This window comes from Raoultibacter timonensis, assembly GCF_022845715.1.
Taxonomy (GTDB): Bacteria; Actinomycetota; Coriobacteriia; order Coriobacteriales; family Eggerthellaceae; genus Raoultibacter; species Raoultibacter timonensis.
Genome location: NZ_AP025564.1, coordinates 199,986 through 217,318, shown reverse-complemented (window position 1 = coordinate 217,318; position 17,333 = coordinate 199,986). Strand labels below are relative to the sequence as shown.

General features: G+C 57.3%; 12 protein-coding genes. 5 read left to right on the top strand and 7 right to left on the bottom strand.

The features are described 5' to 3' along the window. Nucleotides 1-90: 90 nt before the first annotated feature. The 6 genes from MWL89_RS00690 to MWL89_RS00665 form a co-directional block, all read right to left on the bottom strand. Nucleotides 91-1,536 (bottom strand): helix-turn-helix domain-containing protein, encoded by a 1,446-nt coding sequence (locus MWL89_RS00690; RefSeq protein ID WP_244411343.1) that lies wholly within the window; start codon nucleotides 1,534-1,536, stop codon nucleotides 91-93. A 171-nt stretch (nucleotides 1,537-1,707) separates the two neighbouring features. Continuing rightward, nucleotides 1,708-4,236 (bottom strand): oxidoreductase, encoded by a 2,529-nt coding sequence (locus MWL89_RS00685; protein WP_244411342.1) that lies wholly within the window; start codon nucleotides 4,234-4,236, stop codon nucleotides 1,708-1,710. A gap of 247 nt (nucleotides 4,237-4,483) precedes the next feature. Then, nucleotides 4,484-5,437, bottom strand: a complete 954-nt coding sequence (gene arcC, locus MWL89_RS00680) for a carbamate kinase (RefSeq protein ID WP_244411341.1) — start codon at nucleotides 5,435-5,437, stop codon at nucleotides 4,484-4,486. A gap of 93 nt (nucleotides 5,438-5,530) precedes the next feature. Continuing rightward, nucleotides 5,531-6,811, bottom strand: a complete 1,281-nt coding sequence (locus MWL89_RS00675) for an MFS transporter (RefSeq protein ID WP_244411340.1) — start codon at nucleotides 6,809-6,811, stop codon at nucleotides 5,531-5,533. A gap of 74 nt (nucleotides 6,812-6,885) precedes the next feature. Next, nucleotides 6,886-7,938, bottom strand: coding sequence for an ornithine carbamoyltransferase (locus MWL89_RS00670; RefSeq protein WP_244411339.1), 1,053 nt, complete (start codon nucleotides 7,936-7,938; stop codon nucleotides 6,886-6,888). Nucleotides 7,939-8,049: 111 nt separating this feature from the next. After that, nucleotides 8,050-9,297: an agmatine deiminase family protein gene (locus tag MWL89_RS00665; RefSeq protein ID WP_244411338.1), complete on the bottom strand. Its 1,248-nt coding sequence runs from the start codon at nucleotides 9,295-9,297 to the stop codon at nucleotides 8,050-8,052. Nucleotides 9,298-9,556: 259 nt separating this feature from the next. On the opposite strand from MWL89_RS00665, the gene MWL89_RS00660 reads away from it, so the two are divergent. The 4 genes from MWL89_RS00660 (at nucleotide 9,557) to MWL89_RS00645 (ending at nucleotide 13,763) form a co-directional block, all read left to right on the top strand. Further along, nucleotides 9,557-10,096, top strand: coding sequence for a hypothetical protein (locus MWL89_RS00660; RefSeq protein ID WP_244411337.1), 540 nt, complete (start codon nucleotides 9,557-9,559; stop codon nucleotides 10,094-10,096). Nucleotides 10,097-10,119: 23 nt separating this feature from the next. Next, a complete protein-coding gene (locus MWL89_RS00655; protein WP_244411336.1) occupies nucleotides 10,120-10,515 on the top strand; it encodes a response regulator transcription factor in 396 nt (131 codons plus the stop codon). A 512-nt stretch (nucleotides 10,516-11,027) separates the two neighbouring features. Continuing rightward, nucleotides 11,028-12,380: a magnesium transporter gene (locus MWL89_RS00650; RefSeq protein WP_244411335.1), complete on the top strand. Its 1,353-nt coding sequence runs from the start codon at nucleotides 11,028-11,030 to the stop codon at nucleotides 12,378-12,380. A gap of 3 nt (nucleotides 12,381-12,383) precedes the next feature. Next, nucleotides 12,384-13,763 (top strand): NRAMP family divalent metal transporter, encoded by a 1,380-nt coding sequence (locus MWL89_RS00645; RefSeq protein WP_244411334.1) that lies wholly within the window; start codon nucleotides 12,384-12,386, stop codon nucleotides 13,761-13,763. A gap of 187 nt (nucleotides 13,764-13,950) precedes the next feature. On the opposite strand, the gene MWL89_RS00640 is transcribed toward MWL89_RS00645, so the two are convergent. Further along, nucleotides 13,951-15,405: a response regulator transcription factor gene (locus MWL89_RS00640; protein WP_244411333.1), complete on the bottom strand. Its 1,455-nt coding sequence runs from the start codon at nucleotides 15,403-15,405 to the stop codon at nucleotides 13,951-13,953. A 222-nt stretch (nucleotides 15,406-15,627) separates the two neighbouring features. Between MWL89_RS00640 and MWL89_RS00635 the strand changes: the two genes are divergently transcribed. After that, the gene (locus MWL89_RS00635; protein WP_244411332.1) at nucleotides 15,628-17,310 is read left to right on the top strand and encodes an FAD-dependent oxidoreductase; all 1,683 of its coding nucleotides are present in this window, start codon (nucleotides 15,628-15,630) and stop codon (nucleotides 17,308-17,310) included. Nucleotides 17,311-17,333 lie beyond the last annotated feature (23 nt).

Below are 17,333 nucleotides of genomic sequence, written 5' to 3'. Positions count from 1 at the left end.
CTTTAGCATTCCGTGCAGGTGAGGGGTGCGGCCCGGATGGGGCCGCACCCTTACCACCCTGACAAGCCGTGTGGCTTAGGCGCTACACTCTTACCGCCGGCCACCAATCGGTGCGTTGCACGCAGTTAGGTCTAATTCGCCTTGGACCAAAGAGAGCAGCTCCTGTCTTTTGTGTATATCGAGCTTGCGGTACAGATTTTTAGCATGAGTGCGAACGGTATCGAGGGATACGGTCAAATTCTCGGCGGTCGCCCCTAACGTATACCCCTTCGCAAGCAGCAAAGCGACCTCAGCCTCTCTGCTAGATAAAGAATACTGATCAGACAGCCTATCGATCGCAGCTTTCAGCGCAGCTTCGGGCGATGCTGGATGCTGGTTGGCCGAAGCTGCTAGTCTGCTTTTGTAAACGACTACGAGCACTCCTGCGATTACAGCAAGAGCCATAATCGCCATCAGTATCGTCGCGGACGTTTCTTGGTAGTTGCTGCTAATTTGAAGATCGTACTGCCTGATGAAAAACGCGATCGTATGCGGAATTTGCGAGATAGCCAGCTGCCCCAAGCAAAAAAATGGAATGGCCGGCAGTTTTAGCTGGTAAATGATACTTGCCATGAAAACCCACGCGAAGACCATGAGCGTCTTTCGCGTAGCGCTAAGCAAGCTAGAGGCGGCATCGGGAGCAATCGACGAAAAGGAGGAAAACACAAACAGGCCCACGAAGATTATCACCATCAGGAAGGGCCAGAGCGTATCGGGATCATTTCGTTTCAGCCCGTAAATCCAAATTAAGTACGCAGAGAAAACCACTAGATTTACGGCGATCGTTAGGAGTCTATACAATAGGTCGACGTTTGCTTGAGGAGTTTGGCCAACCAAAGCTATTCCGATTGTCGACAGCGCACAAAGAATCAAAAGGATGATCGGATGAATTGGAATTTTCTTCAGCTGTTCTCGCGTAACGGGAGACGAACCGCTTTCAGCGGTTGCAGTCTTCTCGATGGCCCAAAGCAGGCAGAATGCTGCCGCCAACGGCAATGCGGACGATACAAACGCAACGGCGTCTGCCGGCACCGAAGAGAAGATTACGGGAAATACCCCAACGAGCACTTCTCCGCCCGCGATCACCAACGCCGACTTGATCGGCTCAATCGAGCACAGCAGTCTTCCGAAAGCCAGCAAAAAAACGGAGCTTCCCACGCCTCGAAGGATGAGCGCCACAAGGGCCGATTGCTCGTTGCCATAAGCGGGAGAGAACAACAAAAACGACCCTACTGCCTGAAGCGACGCAGCGACGACGAGCACGGCAGATGCTTGTCGGGAGGTGTAAGAGCAAAAGCGTTCGATAGCCAACAGGAGCACCATCGCGAAAATCTGCACGAAGACCTCGTCGAAGCCGTACTGAGCGCTGGACGTGGTAAATATCCCTGAAGAGGAGAACCAAGACGTCAGCTTGAAGAATGCGATGGAGAGGCAAGATAATAAAAACGTTCCAGACAACAGGAAAGTACTGCGTGGCTCTGCGTCTCGAAAAGGCATTCGGATTCCTTCGAAGAAAACTGATACCGTCAGATTATATCATTCGAGATCGGCCTTGAAGTAAATCCAGAATTTCTGGCACCCGACTCCGACGCATACAACATGTCGGGATGCGCGTAAGCATTACGATCGCTTGCGCGCATCCCGAAAATCTTACTTACTGAATGGACTTCACAGAGCGCGAGCGCACAGGTTACCGGCAAGCACGGCTTTCTGAATATTGTAGGGCTCTGCGCAATCGCCCACGGCATGGACCTCGATTCCTGCTGCCTCCAGCTCATCTGCCAGCGACAAGTTGGGAATCATGTCGTGAAACTCCACGACGCTATCACATGGAATCGTCTTTTCCAACCCAGCATCGGTAGTGATCGTCACGCCCGCGTCGTCAACGCTCTCGACAACAGATTCGTTCCAGATCTTCACACCTTCCGCATAGAGGTAGGGAAGCATATAGGTTCGGAACCAACCGGATTGCCCTTTGTCAACAGCTTCGACGCCGTTTGGATTGACAATCGTGACGGTTTTTCCTTGGGCCAAGAGAAAAGCGGTGAAGTCAACTGCCTGCACGCTGGCTCCAAGCACGACTACTCGCTCCCCTAGCGCAGTGGGGCTGAATGCCTCTTTCGGCGAAAACACGTTGGCTCCCGAAAATCTGCTTTCGCGAGCACCGCCAACTGCGACCACTACGGCATCCGGTGCCTGTTCTTTCACGAAAGCAGCATCCACCTTTTTGCTGAGCTGTACGTCGACGCCGTTGCTTTCAAGTTGGGCGGTGATGTAGGCAATGTAGTCGTCGAAGCGTTCGTGGTTGCCTTTTACACCTCTGGCGAAATGGAGAAGGCCTCCGAGTTTTGTTTCCGAGTCGTATATGGTTACGCTGTGTCCTCGCTCCGCAGCTACTCGGGCGGCCTCCATGCCCGCAGGACCTGCGCCAATGACCATGATATTTCGCTTCGTGGCAACAGGACTGGGAGTCATTCCCTCCGGCATCGTTTCGGTGAGCGAATTGAAAGACGATGCGTTCATTCGACAGCTGGAAGGAACTGCCCGGTTGGTTCCGATGCTGTCGTGGCAGTGCATGCACTTCATGCACGGCCTGACATCTTCCCGGCGACCTTCTTGCATCTTTTTGACCAAGCCGGGATCGCAGTTCAAGGGACGGTTCATGAATGCTAGGTCGATCTGCCCCTGCTTCAGCGCTTCGTTCAGATAGTCGGGTCCCATACGCAGGTCCATGCATGCCGCGCACCCAACGGGTACGTCCACCGCCTCTTTGATAGCCGCGACCAACGGAAGGAAGGAAGCAAATCCCGAACGACTGCCATCCACAAGACCCCCGAAGTGGGAGCTGTAATTAAACGTGGTACCGAAACCGGTAAGGCCATCGGCCTTTGGAGCGATATGCTGCACGTCGGGGACCCATATGTTCATCTCTTGCGCCTTCGCCCCCACACGAACCTGAATCCAGTCGGCACCAGCAGCAACAAGAGCTTTTGCGATCTCTTTCGCCTCTTCGTTTGATATGAACTGCGCATCATCACCCAAGGAGGCATCGTTTTCTTCGACGCCGTTGATCAGAGCTCCCACGGGGAAGTCGTCGCCATTGACTTCCTTTACCTTTTCGATCATACGACAGAAAAGGCGAGTACGATTTTCGATGCTCTGAGGGCCATACTCGTCTTCGCGCTTATTGATCCTGCGTGTCAAAAAGCCGTTCAGGCCGTCCGCGCTAGCACCCTTGATTTCTATGCAGTCGAACCCTGCCGTTTTGCCACGCTCGGCCGAAATACCGACGCTTTCGATAAATTGGTCGAGCTCCTCAATCGGAGTATCGTTTATCACGGAGTCCGGAACGGTCGGAGCAGCACCCCCAAAGCACATTTGGAATCCAATTTTACTGTCAGCATTGTGGACGGCCTCTACGAGGGGCGAGACCAAACCGAGAGCTTCATCGACGGTTCCTTTGATTTTATCGAGCGATTCCGGGAGGATTCCGGTATTCGATAAGGCACCTCCCGCGAGGATGATCAGAGGTACGCCATTTTCTGCCATCGAGCCGTACAATTCAGTAGAAACGGTTATCTTGTCGTTATTGCTGTCGGCCCACGGGGAGCTACCAGCAGATTTGATGATGCGGTTCGGCAGCTCCATCGTTCCCAACTTAATCGGAGAGAACACTTCTTCGCAGTCTCCCTCAAAAGTATCGAACCCGTCATTTTGCGGGTTGGGCTCTTGCGCTGCTGCGGCGTCCGCCATACCAAGCGCCTGGAGCATGCAAGCATCTACGCCGTCATTAATGGCCGAACTGCAGAATGTAGCACCAGTAACAGCGTCGACTTCGCTTGTTTTCCCGTTCTCGACAATAGCGGCACAATAATCGTCGATCGCCGAAGCATAGACTGGAAAATAATCCATCTCCGAGGAACTGAGTACTTGATACGATACTTTAGTGAGACTCGCCTCATCGAAAGTGCAGGTTATCCCTACAGTTGCATAAGGCGTTTTCTGTTTACTGGCATAGGTTCCCTTCTCGTAAAGCGCGCTTCCATGAGCAGCTTCGCTTGAGCAACCTACAAGCGAGATCGAAGTAGCTGAAGCCAGGCCCAAAGCAGTCAGGGCCATACCTTCAACAAAGCCCCTACGCGAAAACCTAGCTCGTCCTTCCGTTTCGCTCGATTGCCCCGTGACGTTGTTTTCCATTCCTCTCCCTTTCTTTCGGTCGGTGTTCGTTTTGCATGTGAACGAGAGAAAAACTAAAGAATGGACTCAGGACAGGCAATCGCATTCAGCGGGTGAAAGTGGTTTCTCCGGTTCACATCATTGATGTGAACCGGAGAAACGAGGAGATGAGAAGCTATTTACGAATACATTGGAGATGCAAGAAAACGTTCTTTCGAAGATCACGTAAACGCATCTTGCACAGTTCGACGCATACGCCCGCTCGCGCCTATGCCCGGATGACGGTTCCCGTCTCGCCCTTGAGGCCCTTGGCGGCGCACTCGAGGGACGTGATGAGCGCGCGGCCCTCGGGATGGGCCTCCACGAACTCGATGCAGGCCTCGACCTTCGGCAGCATCGAGCCGGGGGCGAACTGGCCCTCGGCGATGTACTTCCTCGCCTCGGCCACCGTCATGGAGTCGATCTCCTCCTGCTCGGGCGTGTTGAAGTTGATGGCCACCTTCTCGACCGCCGTGAGGATCACGAGCATGTCGGCGCGGAAGTCCGCGGCGAGCTTGGCGCTCGAGCGGTCCTTGTCGATGACCGCCGGCACGCCGCGGTAGGAGTCGTCCCGCTCGATCACGGGGACCCCGCCGCCGCCCGTGGACACGACGATGTAGCCGTCGTCCATGAGGTCCTTGATGGCGTCGAACTCGACGATGCGCTGGGGCTTCGGCGAGGGGACCACCTGGCGCCAGCCGCGCCCGGAGTCCTCCCTGTAGGTGTAGCCGGTCTCCTCGGCGCGCCTCTTGGCCTCCTCCTCGGTGAGGAAGGCGCCCACGGGCTTGGTGGGGTTGTCGAACGCCGGGTCCTCGGGGTAGACGACCGTCTGCGTGACGACGCAGGCCGTCGAGCGCATGATGCCGCGGCGCTTCATCTCGTTGAGGATCGCCTGGGAGAGCTGGTAGCCGATGTAGCCCTGGCTCATGGCGCCGCACTCGGGGAAGGGCATGGCGGGCGTCTTGCCGTCGTGGGTCGACGCGTAGTCGAACGCGTTGTTGATCATGCCGACCTGCGGGCCGTTGCCGTGGGAGACCACGACGTTGATGCCCTCGGCGACCATGTCCACGATGTGCTCCGCGGTGTTCTTCACGAGCTCGAGCTGCTCCTGCGGGGAGTCGCCCAGGGCGTTTCCGCCCAGCGCGATGACCACGGACTTGCCTTCGCCTTTCTTGTATGGCATGGAAATTCCTTTCTCAAAATCAAGAACGCTGGATCGGGTCATGACCATCCAGCGTTCTTTCGGATACTGTTCGCCGGTATGGGCAACCGGATTCTACGGTTCAGGTACCAGTTCGCCTTCCGCGACCGTTTCGGCCGGTTCAGCCGTATGAAGCAGCTTCCTGCCGCTGATGCCAGCACCGATAACAGCCGCCATAATGACCACAACGGTGACGATGCAGAAGATGAACACCGCTTCGAAGGAGCCGGTACCCTCGTACAGCGAAGCGATGATGAAACCGCCTACGGAGCCGGCTGCGAACCCGAAGATGGTAATGTACGCGAAGATCTTGCCGTAGTCCTTGGTGCCGAACACGGTGGAGGCGACCGAAGCGATACCTACGCCCAACAGCACGTACAGGGTGTCGCCCAAGCCGGCACCCAGATAGGCGATGATCTCGTTGCCGGCGCTCACCATGAGGATGAGCATCGAGAGGATGCCGACGCATGACCAGGCCACAAACGCTTTGATGGCGCCGAACCTATCGATGGTCATACCGATAACGGGGTTCAGAACTATATCGAATATGAGAGCGACGGAAATCATAATGGCGCCGACGGCAGGGGCGAATCCCACGCTTTCCGCATACATGGGGAAATAGGCGTTGATGACCGAAACGATCTGGGTGAGCGCTAAGGCCAGCGCAACCAGCACGAAGGCGAGCGAGCGCACGGCGCGCCTGGCTGAAACGCCGGATTCCGCAACCTCCTCGACAGAAGCATTCGGGTTGTAGCCGTAGGGCTTCATGCCCTTCTTCTCCGGGCTGTAGGAAACCAGGAACAGAGCAGCGGGGACCGCAAGCACAGCGCCGACGATGGCGAAAACGAGCAGGCTCATGCGCCAGTCCATCATCTCCATGAGAGAGACGGTGATGGGGCTCATGATGGCCGAAGCTACACTGGCAAGCGCCCAGGCGAGGCCGATCGCAAAGCCGGTCTTTTTAGAGAACCAGTTCGTGAGAACGGTAGAAACGACCACGATGCTGGTGAAAGCCATACCCACGCCGATGAGCCAGCCGCCGATCCACCACCATACCACGCTCTGGCTGAACGATAGAACGGCGACCACAATCGACTGCAACGCAGCGAAGACAGCGATGCCGATAGGGGGAATCTTCGGTAGCCAGTTGCCCACAAAGGGAAGGCCGCAGGCGATACCGATGTAGACCAAGGTGGAGTACAGGGAGATGTTAGAGTAATCCGACCCGAGCGCAGCGGCTGCGGGGACGAAGAAGTTGCCGATGACAACGGTGTAGAACGTCACCGAGCCGGAGATGAGCATGCCGCAGCCCAATACGGTGAGCCAAGCGCGCCTGTTGTTTTTCTTGATGTCCATGGAAGGATCCTTTCGAAAGGGGGCCCGCTTTCGGTCGGAAAGAGGGCCCCTTGCATCTCTGCAAACGAGCAGAGCTAGATGCCCATCGTCGCCGCGAGCACGGCTTTGATGGTGTGCTGGCGGTTGCCGGCCTCGCGGAAAATCTCCGCCGCATGCTTCTCGAACAGCTCGTCGGAAATCTCCATACCCTCGGTGATGATCTTCTTGGATTCCTCGTCCGGAGCCTCCGCGAGCAGCTGCTGACCCAGAGAATGGTCGGCGTTATGCAGAGAGGGCAGCATGTGCAGCACCACGCAGTCCGGATTGTCGACCACTTCCATGAGTTCGCTTGTAAGACGGTACGGGATGAGATCCTTCGCATACGACATCCAGGCATTGTAGCCATGGTCGTCGCCGGTGTTGGAGGTGGTGTACTCCCATTCTTCGGTGGTCACGATGTCCATGCCCTTGAGCAGGTTCACGTCGTCGGAAACGACCAGTTTGTTCTCGGGCGCCCACTTGGCGAACAATCCCTCGAGCTCCTCGACGTACTCGGGCAGCATCTTATGGTCGTACAGATCGGGGCCGATGGCGTAGCAGTCCATGCCCAGAAGCGCGCACATGCGGCCGTACCACAGGGGGGAGATCGCGCAAGCGCCGGTGTAGGCCAGCTTCTTTCCCTTGCAAGAGCCCGCACCGCCCCAGAGCTCTTCGAGCGTCATGGCATCCGCCAGCATCTGGGTGGGATGGTCTTCGGTGGTCAGAGCGTTGATGACCGGGATGGTTGCGTACTCGGCGATCTGGTACATGAATTTCTCGGGGCCCTGGGAACGCCACACGATGGCGTCGTACATCTCGTTGAACACGCGAATGGTATCCTTGACGGTCTCCTGCACGCCCACGTGGGAATTCGACAGATAGGTGAAGCCGAGGCCCAAATCGTGGCAGGAAGTCTCGAAGGCGCAGCGCGTGCGGGTGCTGCCCCATTCGAACTGGGCGATGACGTCTTTGTTCACGAAGCGGCGCTGATCGATGCCTGCGCGTTTTTCCGCCTTCAGCTCATGAGCCAGATCCAACAGATAGCGGAACTGCTCGGGAGTATAGTCGCGCAGATTGATGAAGTCTTTTCCGAGTATAGGGTTTCCCATGATGAGATCCTTTCTTGAAGCGGTTGATTGGGTAAAACGTACAAGGGGCGAGCGGCGAAGCGCCTCTGTTTACCGGGACGAATGCACTCCGCCTTCCGAAAGCAGAACGAGCTATTCCGCCTTGGGAACGAAGACGTTTTTCGTCCAGCAGTGGATGCCGCCACCAGCCATGTTGAGGGCCAGCGAATCGAGCATGACCACCTTGCGGTCGGGGAAGGCCGCCTGCAGCGCGGCTTCCGCCTGCTGGTCCTTCTCGCGAATGGCCTCGTCCATGCCCTCCTGCCAGTAGCGCTGACCCAACACGATGCCGTTGCATACGAGGAAGTTGCAATAGCTGGTAGCACCGAACAGGTGCAACTCGTCCTCAGGCCAAGGGGTGCCGTCCATGAAGGCGTCGCCCACCAGCTCATGGTAGTAGTCGTACAGGTCGTCGCCGGGGCGCTGCACGTACTGGATGTGAGCGGATGCCGGGATGCGCAGGATCTTGTAGGGATTGCCATCGACGTCGGTGGCCTTGGAAACCACCTCGTAGGCGGCATCGAGACGACGCTTGTTCTCGGCGGAGATGGCGTTCTCGGCCGCTTCCTCTTCGGTCACCTCGGCCAAAAGTATGGTATCGCGAGCTACGAAGCGGCACATCTCGTCGGTATGAGCGGCGAAGCTGGCACCCACGATAGGGGTTCCGTCTTCCATGTAGTCGAGCGGAGCCATGCGGAAATCGTCGTCATCGTAGAGAGGCTGGGGCAGCCAGATGATCTTTTCCACGTTCCAGATGCGCTTGAACTCTTCTTCCACCTGATCGCAGGTAAAACCGGGATTGCGCTTGCGCACCTCGGTATCTTCGATGCACATCAGCACGCCGGCACCGTCGAACTCGCGGTCGCCGCCCTCGGAGACCATATCGGAGCTGATGATATCGTAGCAGCCCAGACCGACGGCGGAGTGCACGCCGATCTTACGGGAGAGGTCGCGCAATCCTTCGTTTTTCTCGTAACGCCCGTAGAAGCTCCAGCTCGGGTTTACCACCAACGCGTGTCCCTGGTCGTCCACCATGACGTTGGGGCCGTTGTCGCGGAAATAGAAGGAATTGGGATCTTCGGGATACTGGGTGAAGTCGATCTTCTCGACATCCACTCCTGCACCTGAAAGGGTTTCCTTGCAGTTCTGCTCCAAACCCTCAACCATGGGACAGCAATTGACGTGCACTTGCACATCACCGTATTCGATAAGGTTGCGGACCACCTCGGTCACCGGCTTCAAGGCATCGAACCCTTTGATGGGTTCGCCGTAAGGAAGCCATTCCACGAAGACATCGGTTTGCGGCTCGAATTCGCCCGGATATCTAAATGCACTAGCCATGTTTCCTCCTACGTATGTAAAGGACGGCGTCCTTCTTTTCAGACGCCCATTGCCGCGAACTCTATGCCGTGCGAGTCCGTTTGCGAAGATAGAACCGGGTTGATTTTCCCGCTGACGAAATATCAACCGGAATAAACCCGTATGTTATTGCCCAAGATCGGCCATAAGTACTAGAATGAGCGATCGCATTTATACAGGCTCGCTCTTCTTGCGTAGAACTGCAGTGCTAGAACAGCGCTCAACAGAAAATGGAGCACGTATGGCCGCCGCAACATACTCCATCGCTATCTGCCTTGTCGCTGCCTGCATCGCGTCGTCCTTCATGGCAATCTCCGCCTACATCGCTTCACGCAAGAAAACCTTGGCATATTTGGGAACCTTTTCTGCCATATACGGAGTGGAGCAGGCGCTTATCCTCTACAACGAGTACCTGACCCAAAACCTTCCCTTCAATGCGGAATGGGGTGCCATGGAGGATCCGTTTTCCCATATCGTGTTCGGGGCGGCGCTTTGCCAGTCTTTGTGGCTGGTAATACTCGATTTCACCAACGAGAATCGCTGGCAGTGGAAATACGGTCCCGTCCTCGGGTTTACCGCCATCTCGCTTTTGTTCTATGCGGCACCGGGCATCGATGACGCCATGCGCAAATGGGTTCTCTACAGCCTGCGGCAGTTTTTCCTTCTCGGAGGCAGCATCTTTTTCTGGCTGCGCTATCTAACCGTCGATTCTGCGCCGGAAAAAATCCGGTATCGCCGCAAAGCCCTTACGTCCTCGTGTTCACCGTATTGGTGGTTTTGATCTTCTTGGAGGATGCGGTGGTTATGCTGCTCGTCAAAGAACCCGACCTCCACAACATCTTCTTGACGGAGTTTCTCTATCGGCGCAACATTTTCGAGATCGCGCTCTGCCTGTGCGCGATCGGCTATGCTATTCGCAGCGCTCTGCGGATGCTGGAATTGAAGCGCAACGATGCGTATGCAACAGCCGATCAGCATCGAACGCGTGAGGCTTCCTCGTACTTTTCGCATCGTTACGGGCTTTCTTCTCGCGAGGAGGAGATTCTCGTTCTTGTGCTAGACGGCATGGACAACCAGCGCATCGCTTCGCATCTTCAGGTTTCGGTGGGCACGATAAAAACCCATACCCATCATATATTCGAGAAGACCGGCACGGCGAACCGGGGCCAGCTGATCGAGAAGTTCTGGTCGGAATCTTAGCGGATGGAAGGCGGGAGCCGGGCCGATAGCCAAAGCCGCAGCCATCGAGATTCACCGCCGTCAGATAGAACGGCACGAAAGCGCAGACGGTATACGGGACGAGGGATTGCTCGAAGCTTCACTCACCCAATCGTGGCAGGGCTTCGGCGATATCGGCTACGATGATCCGCTCGCCTTCATCGGGACGGATGAACCGTCCGACACATAACGGTTGACGGGCTTGCTAAATTCCCCTATTATCAACGGTGCCTTTGAACAGGCCATGTCCGCAACGATTGGTAAAACCCAGCACGTGCGGCTTTTTTATTGCTTAAAGGAAAGGAAGTTACTTGAAGGTTCGAAAACCGAAACCTCACAGTAATTAGCCTTCGACTTCCCTTGTCGGCAGTCGAAGGACGACTGCGACAAAAACATCGGTACGCGACACATCCTATAAACGCACAGTTTGACCTGCGCGTTTTTCCATGGTTACGATGCGACGGATACCGATGCCGAAACGGTAAGGGAAAAGCATGCTCTATTTGTCACAAATGCTCGGCCGCCCTGTGGTCGACTCAACCGGCGAGAAAATCGGCACCATCGCCGATCTCGCCATCTCAACCGGCGAGGTATTCCCCCGCATCACCAGCCTAGCCTTCTTAGGTCCCGGCAAGACGCCGTTCATGATCTCGTGGCGCAAGTACGTCGAGGAGTTCGACGAGGACGGCATCACGCTCGGCGTCGAAAGCCACAACATCCGCTTCAGCTACCTGCAGCCCGACGAGATCCTGCTCGCCCGCGATCTGCTGAACCGCCAGATCGTCGACACGCAGGGCATGAAGGTCGTTCGAGTCAACGATCTCAAGCTCTCCGAATCGGGATCGCAGCTGCGCCTGCTGGGTGCCGAGGTGGGTTTCCGCGGCATCCTTCGAGGGCTCGCCCCCTGGCTCGAGCGTGCGGTGGTTGCCGTATCCAAGCTTTTCGGGAAGAAGATCGACGAGCAGATCATCGCCTGGAACTACATGGATCTCTTGGACCGCGACCTCTCCGAGGTGCAGCTTTCCGTCACGCACAAGCGCCTTGACGAGTTGCACCCCGCAGACGTTGCCGACATCCTCGAGCAGCTCGATCCGCAGCAGCGCGCCAACGTATTCCAGCACCTCGACGACGCGCAGGCAACCGAGGCCATCTCCGAGATGGAAGACGAATACCAGGCCGATTTCATCGAAGACCTCGACGAAGCCCGCGCGGCGGGCCTGCTCGGCCAGATGGATCCGGACGATGCAGCCGATATCGTACGCGACCTTCCCTACGAAAAAGCCGAAGCGCTCTTGCGCCTCATGGGCGTCGAAGACGCAACCGAGATACGCAGGCTCTTAGGCTACAAGGACGGCACCGCAGGCGGCATGATGACCACCCAGTACGTGGCCGTTCCCGAAACCTATACGGTCGGCGAAACCATCGAGGTCCTGCGCGAGCTCGACGAGGACCACCCCACCGTCCACTACGTCTACGTGCTCGACGATTACGAGAAGCTCGTTGGCGTGCTTTCGCTGCGCACGCTCGTGCTCACCGACGATAGAACGCTCATCAAGGATGTCGCCTACGAAGACATTATCAGCGTGCCGCCCGACGAAACCGAAGAAGACGTTGCAGCCGACATCTTCAAATACGACATACCCGCCATGCCGGTTGTCGACGAGCACGGCAGCCTGCTCGGCATCGTCACGGTCGACGATGCCTGGGATGCCATCGAAGAGGACGTCAGCGGAGACAAGGCGAAGAAGCTCGGCCTCAAGATTGCGGGCGTCGCGCTCGTCGCAGTGCTCGTATTGGCCCTGTACACCCTGGTCCTGTTCCAGATCATAGGATACGATTGGAGCTAGACCATGACGCCCAAGAACCGTTCCGATAAGACGACGCGGGAATGGGGCATCTTCCGTATGGGAAGAATCGATTCCCCGAAGGCTCAGACCGACGCGCCCCTCACAGCAACCGACGACGCCAACGCAACCGAACACGCTGGGAAAAAGCCGAGCAAGCTCTGGCTTCTGCTTGCGGCGATGGGCCCTGGCATCATCACCGCCATGGCCGGCAACGATGCCGGCGGCATCTCAACGTACTCGACCGTCGGAGCGAAGTTCGGATTCGCGACGCTCTGGGTCATTCCCGTCATGTGCGTGCTGCTTGCCGTCGTGCAGATGACTGCCGCCCGCATGGGCGCCGTCACCGGCAAAGGGTTCGCCGCGCTCATCCGCGAGCGATTCGGTATCCGGCTTACGGCACTCGCCATGCTCGCACTGCTCATCGGCAACGTGGCCACCACGTTCTCCGAATTCGCAGGCATCGCCAGCGGCATGGAGATGTTCGGCGTGTCGAAGTTCATTTCGGTGCCCATAGCCGCCATCGCCGTATGGCTGCTTGTGGTAGGCGGCAGCTACAAGCGCGTCGAAAAGGTGTTCCTCATTCTCTCGCTCGTGTTCGTCACCTACATCATCGCGGCGTTCATGGCAAAGCCGAACTGGGATGAAGCTCTGCTTTCGACGGTGGTGCCCCATGTGGTGAACGATACGAGTTTCATATCGCTCGTCATCGCGATGATCGGCACGACCATCGCTCCCTGGATGATGTTCTTCTCGCAGAGCAACGTGGTAGAAAAGGGCGTGGGCGTGAAGGATTTCTTCTCGCAGAAAGTCGATGTGATATCGGGCACCGTGGCCGCCTGCCTCGTGGCCTGGTTCATCATCGTGACCACGGGCGCAACGCTCTTTCCCGAGGGAATCGAGATCACAAGCGCTGCCGACGCGGCCCACGCGCTCGCGCCGTTCGCGGGGCAGTACGCCGAGGCGCTCTTCGCCATCGGGCTCATCGCGGCATCGTTTCTCGCCGCATGCGTGCTCCCGCTTACGACCTCGTTCGTCATCTGCGAGGCGTTCGGCTGGGAGGCTGGGGTGAGCTTCAAGTGGAAGGAAGCGCCGCTGTTCAAGGGCATCCTCACGTTCGTCATCATCTTCTCGGCCGCCGTCGTCATCATCCCGAACATCGATCTTCTGGGCGTCATGCTCACGGCGCAGTTCGTCAACGGCATCATCCTGCCGGTGCTGCTCGTGTTCATGGCGATTATCGCCGCCGACAAGCGTGTCATGGGCGCCTACAAGAGCAAGCCCGTCACCCGCATCCTCATCTGGGCGACGGTGGCCATCGTGACCGTGCTTACCGTGGCGCTCCTCGTCATGCAGGTGCTCGGCATCGGGGACGTGGCGGTGTAGCGCTGCAGCGCGAGAGCATACGGGAGAACCGCCCAAGGCCGCGTCGCGCAAGCGAACTCGACCGTTTCGGATCGATTGCCCCCGCGGTATCGCATCTGCTGCGCGCGCAGCCTTGGCGACGACGGCAACGATGCGCCGCCCGCCTATCCAGCGCTCGTCGCGCATGCTGAACCGGTACCCGGCAAGGCTAGCGCTTGGTTGCCGCTTCTCCGCGGGCTATCCTGATAAGATCGTCTTGGGAACCGATGCCGAGCTTTGCGTAGATATGCTTCACATGAACCTTCACGGTATCGACTGAAATATAGAGCATCTTCGCTATATACGGCCTGCTGTATCCTTCCGCCAGCATGCCGAACACCTCTTGCTCCCTCGGCGTCAGAAGGCTGAGCGCAGACGATGGCATCCCCGTCTCCCCGTCGCTTACAGACGGGCCATCTGAAACGCCGGTAACGCGAATGGGGTGGTACCGTGTGGTATGCCAGATCACAGCCCCGATGGAATACCCCATGAGAACGAGGAGCACAACGAGCCCGATCGAACCAGGAAGCTCGGAACCCTCGACTATGCCCAAACCAGCCAAGTTCGACGACACGAACCATGCCGTGAAATAGAAAGGAACGACTTGTGCGGCGTACTCGTAATAGGCGAAATGAGTCGCCCGCATGCCCGTCATACGGCGGTACGAAGGCAACTGGTAGAGGTTCTGGATCGTCCACGTCACCTCCCCCAGCATCGCGAATATCAGCCCCATATCCGAAAGCCCCTCCGAGTAGAAGCAGATCCCGCATGCCAGGGCAACGAAGACCGGCGCTTGCGCGACGAGAAACAGGGAGCCTTTTCCCGAAGGGAAATACAGCCACATACCGATAAGGCCGATGGCAACGATCGCCGCCATCATAAGCGCAACGGGAGCAAACGACACACCCGTCGGCGGATATGCGGCAACGGCACTGACCATAAAGCCGAGGGCCATTCCGTACAGGACACGCGCTCCGAAATACAGTATGCGCGTGCGGAAATGAGATTCGGCAGAAACCGCAGCCTTGGCATCGCGTCGCTCCACGGCTTGCACCGAATGATCCGATCGCACGACGCGTTCGCCGGCGAACTCTACAGCAATGCTCAGCACCCCGCTTGTCACGAGCGCTGCAACGAGAAAGACAGTTGCAACATCGTTTCCAACCGTTGTGGAAACCAAGAACAAGACCAGGGCGATCGCCACCGCCACGAGAGCAGACCGTGCCGACTCCCCCACCTCGTTGAGCGAGTAATGGAAGTTCCACTGGATGTTCAGGAACAACGTCGCTATGCGCCCCGCCGCAGCATAGAAGAGCATCACGAGTTCCGAAGGAACGTACGCAATCGGTTCGAACCATTTCAAGTAAACAACCAGCAAGCACCAAGCCAGGACAAGGGCAAAAACGATGCCGGCAAGAACAAGTCGCGCGCGATGGGTGCTGATATGGCGAATCAGCAGGCAGAAAGCGACCGCAACGATGCCGCAGATGCCGAATGAGAAGGGATTCATATAGTCAAGCCCGGTCACGATACTGAACTGGTTTGAAAGCGACATCATGAGAACGCTCAGGGCGCACGCTTTCCCGCACACGATCATCGCGAAACGGCACGCTTCGTACGGCATGGCAGTCCCCTTTGATGTCGTGGCATTCCCCATGGGAGCAATCATAGCAAATACACGCTGCGCGCGGATGAAAATACCCCCTTAGGGGTTACGGTTTACCCCCTCCCGAGTGACGTGCTCAAGACCAGATGAGCCCATCATGTCCTTCGAGCTGCTCCCAGCGCAACGAGCGCACCGAACACAGGAAACAGCTTTGCGAAACACCCAGAAGAAAGGATCATTATGGAGGGAAAGCGAACCATCATCAGCAGAAGGAACTTCCTCGCGGGAGCGGGTCTGGCAGCGGTCGGAGCCGCAGCAGCAGGCATAACCGGCTGCTCGCCTGCCAACGGGACGGAACAGAAAGCGAATGCCGAATCAGCAGCGGCCGGCAACTCTGGAAACACCGTCGGTTCGGGTCACTGGAGCTGGTCCGTGCCGCCAGAGCCCGTTGCCGACGCCGACGTATCGGAAACCGTCGATTGCGAGATCCTCGTGATCGGCCTCGGTTCGGCTGGTCTCACTGCAACCGTATATGCGGCTGCCATGGGGGCCGACGTTGTCACGTTCAACGCTGCTTCGACCGCTGAGGCAGAGGGGGCTTACTGCGGTGCGTACAACACGAAGTACGACGAAGAAAACGGTATCGTCTACGATGCGGCCGCCCTTCGGAAAGACTACGCCGTGCAGGGCGCAGGCTCGAACAACGGCGAGGTTACGGGAACGATCTGGGATCGCTCGGGCAATGCGATCGACTGGTTCGCAGAATACTGCAAAGACGTCTGGGCTTACGAATGCGGACCAGACAGCGTCATCGACGAGGGAATCCACGAGCGAGAGCACGCTACCCATATGGTATACGTATGGCCCGATCCGGAGGAAACGCAAGAGCAGAAGCGCGTGTATAACGGGTTCACGAAATTCGTGCAGGTAGCAGCCGACAAAGCAGAGAGCGACGGGGCGCGGATATACTATTCGACACCTGCGCAGCAACTGATCGTCAACGACGACGGCAGCATAGCCGGCGCATACGGCCTCAAATCAGACGGCACCTATGTAAAGGCAAACGCTTCGAAGGGCGTCCTCATGGCGACGGGCGACTTCCACCACAACGACGAGATGATCGAGGCGTTCCTGCCTATCATGAAGGGCGACCTGCAAACCCGTAACCCCTACAACACAGCTCAGGGCGACGGACTCAAAATGGCCATGTGGGCGGGCATTCCCCTGGAGACAGGCCCCTACTGCATCGGCCTCTGTTGGCCGCACGACTTCACGTTCGACGAGTACTCCCCCTCGAAATGGGGACTCATCCCGTTCCTTCGCGTTAATATAGCAGGCGTGCGTTACACCAACGAGAATCTCGACGACGAGTGGTATTCGACGAGCATCCTATGCCTTGCCGACGTAAAGCAGCCCGACCACACCGGCTACCAAATATGCGACAGCAAGTACGGCGAGCTTGTAGATGCGGAGCTGTTCGAAGAGTGCGTTGAGAAAGGGGTCATTTTCAAAGCCGATTCGCTCGAAGAACTGGCGGAGAAAGTCGGTTTCCTCGATACCGCCCAATTTGTCGAAACGGTAGAACGCTACAACGAGAATTGCAAAAACGGCTACGACGCCGATTTCGGAGTCGAGTCTGAGTTTCTCGCCCACACCTCCATCACCGAACCGCCGTTCTACTGCATGAAGCGCCCCGTGCTCAAGCAATGGGCCAACGGGGGATTGCAGACCAATAAATTCGGACAGGTTCTCAACGCCGAATGGAAGCCGGTCGGCGGTCTTTACGCCGCAGGCAACGTGCGTGCCGGCCTCTGCGGAACGCACTACCTATGGAAATCGTTCGGCAGCAACAAGCTCAACGCAATGACCGGCGGCATGCTTGCGGTGAAGCACATGCTCGGAACATGGGACGAAGAGTTTTAGAAAAAACGGCTCTGCGTACGTAG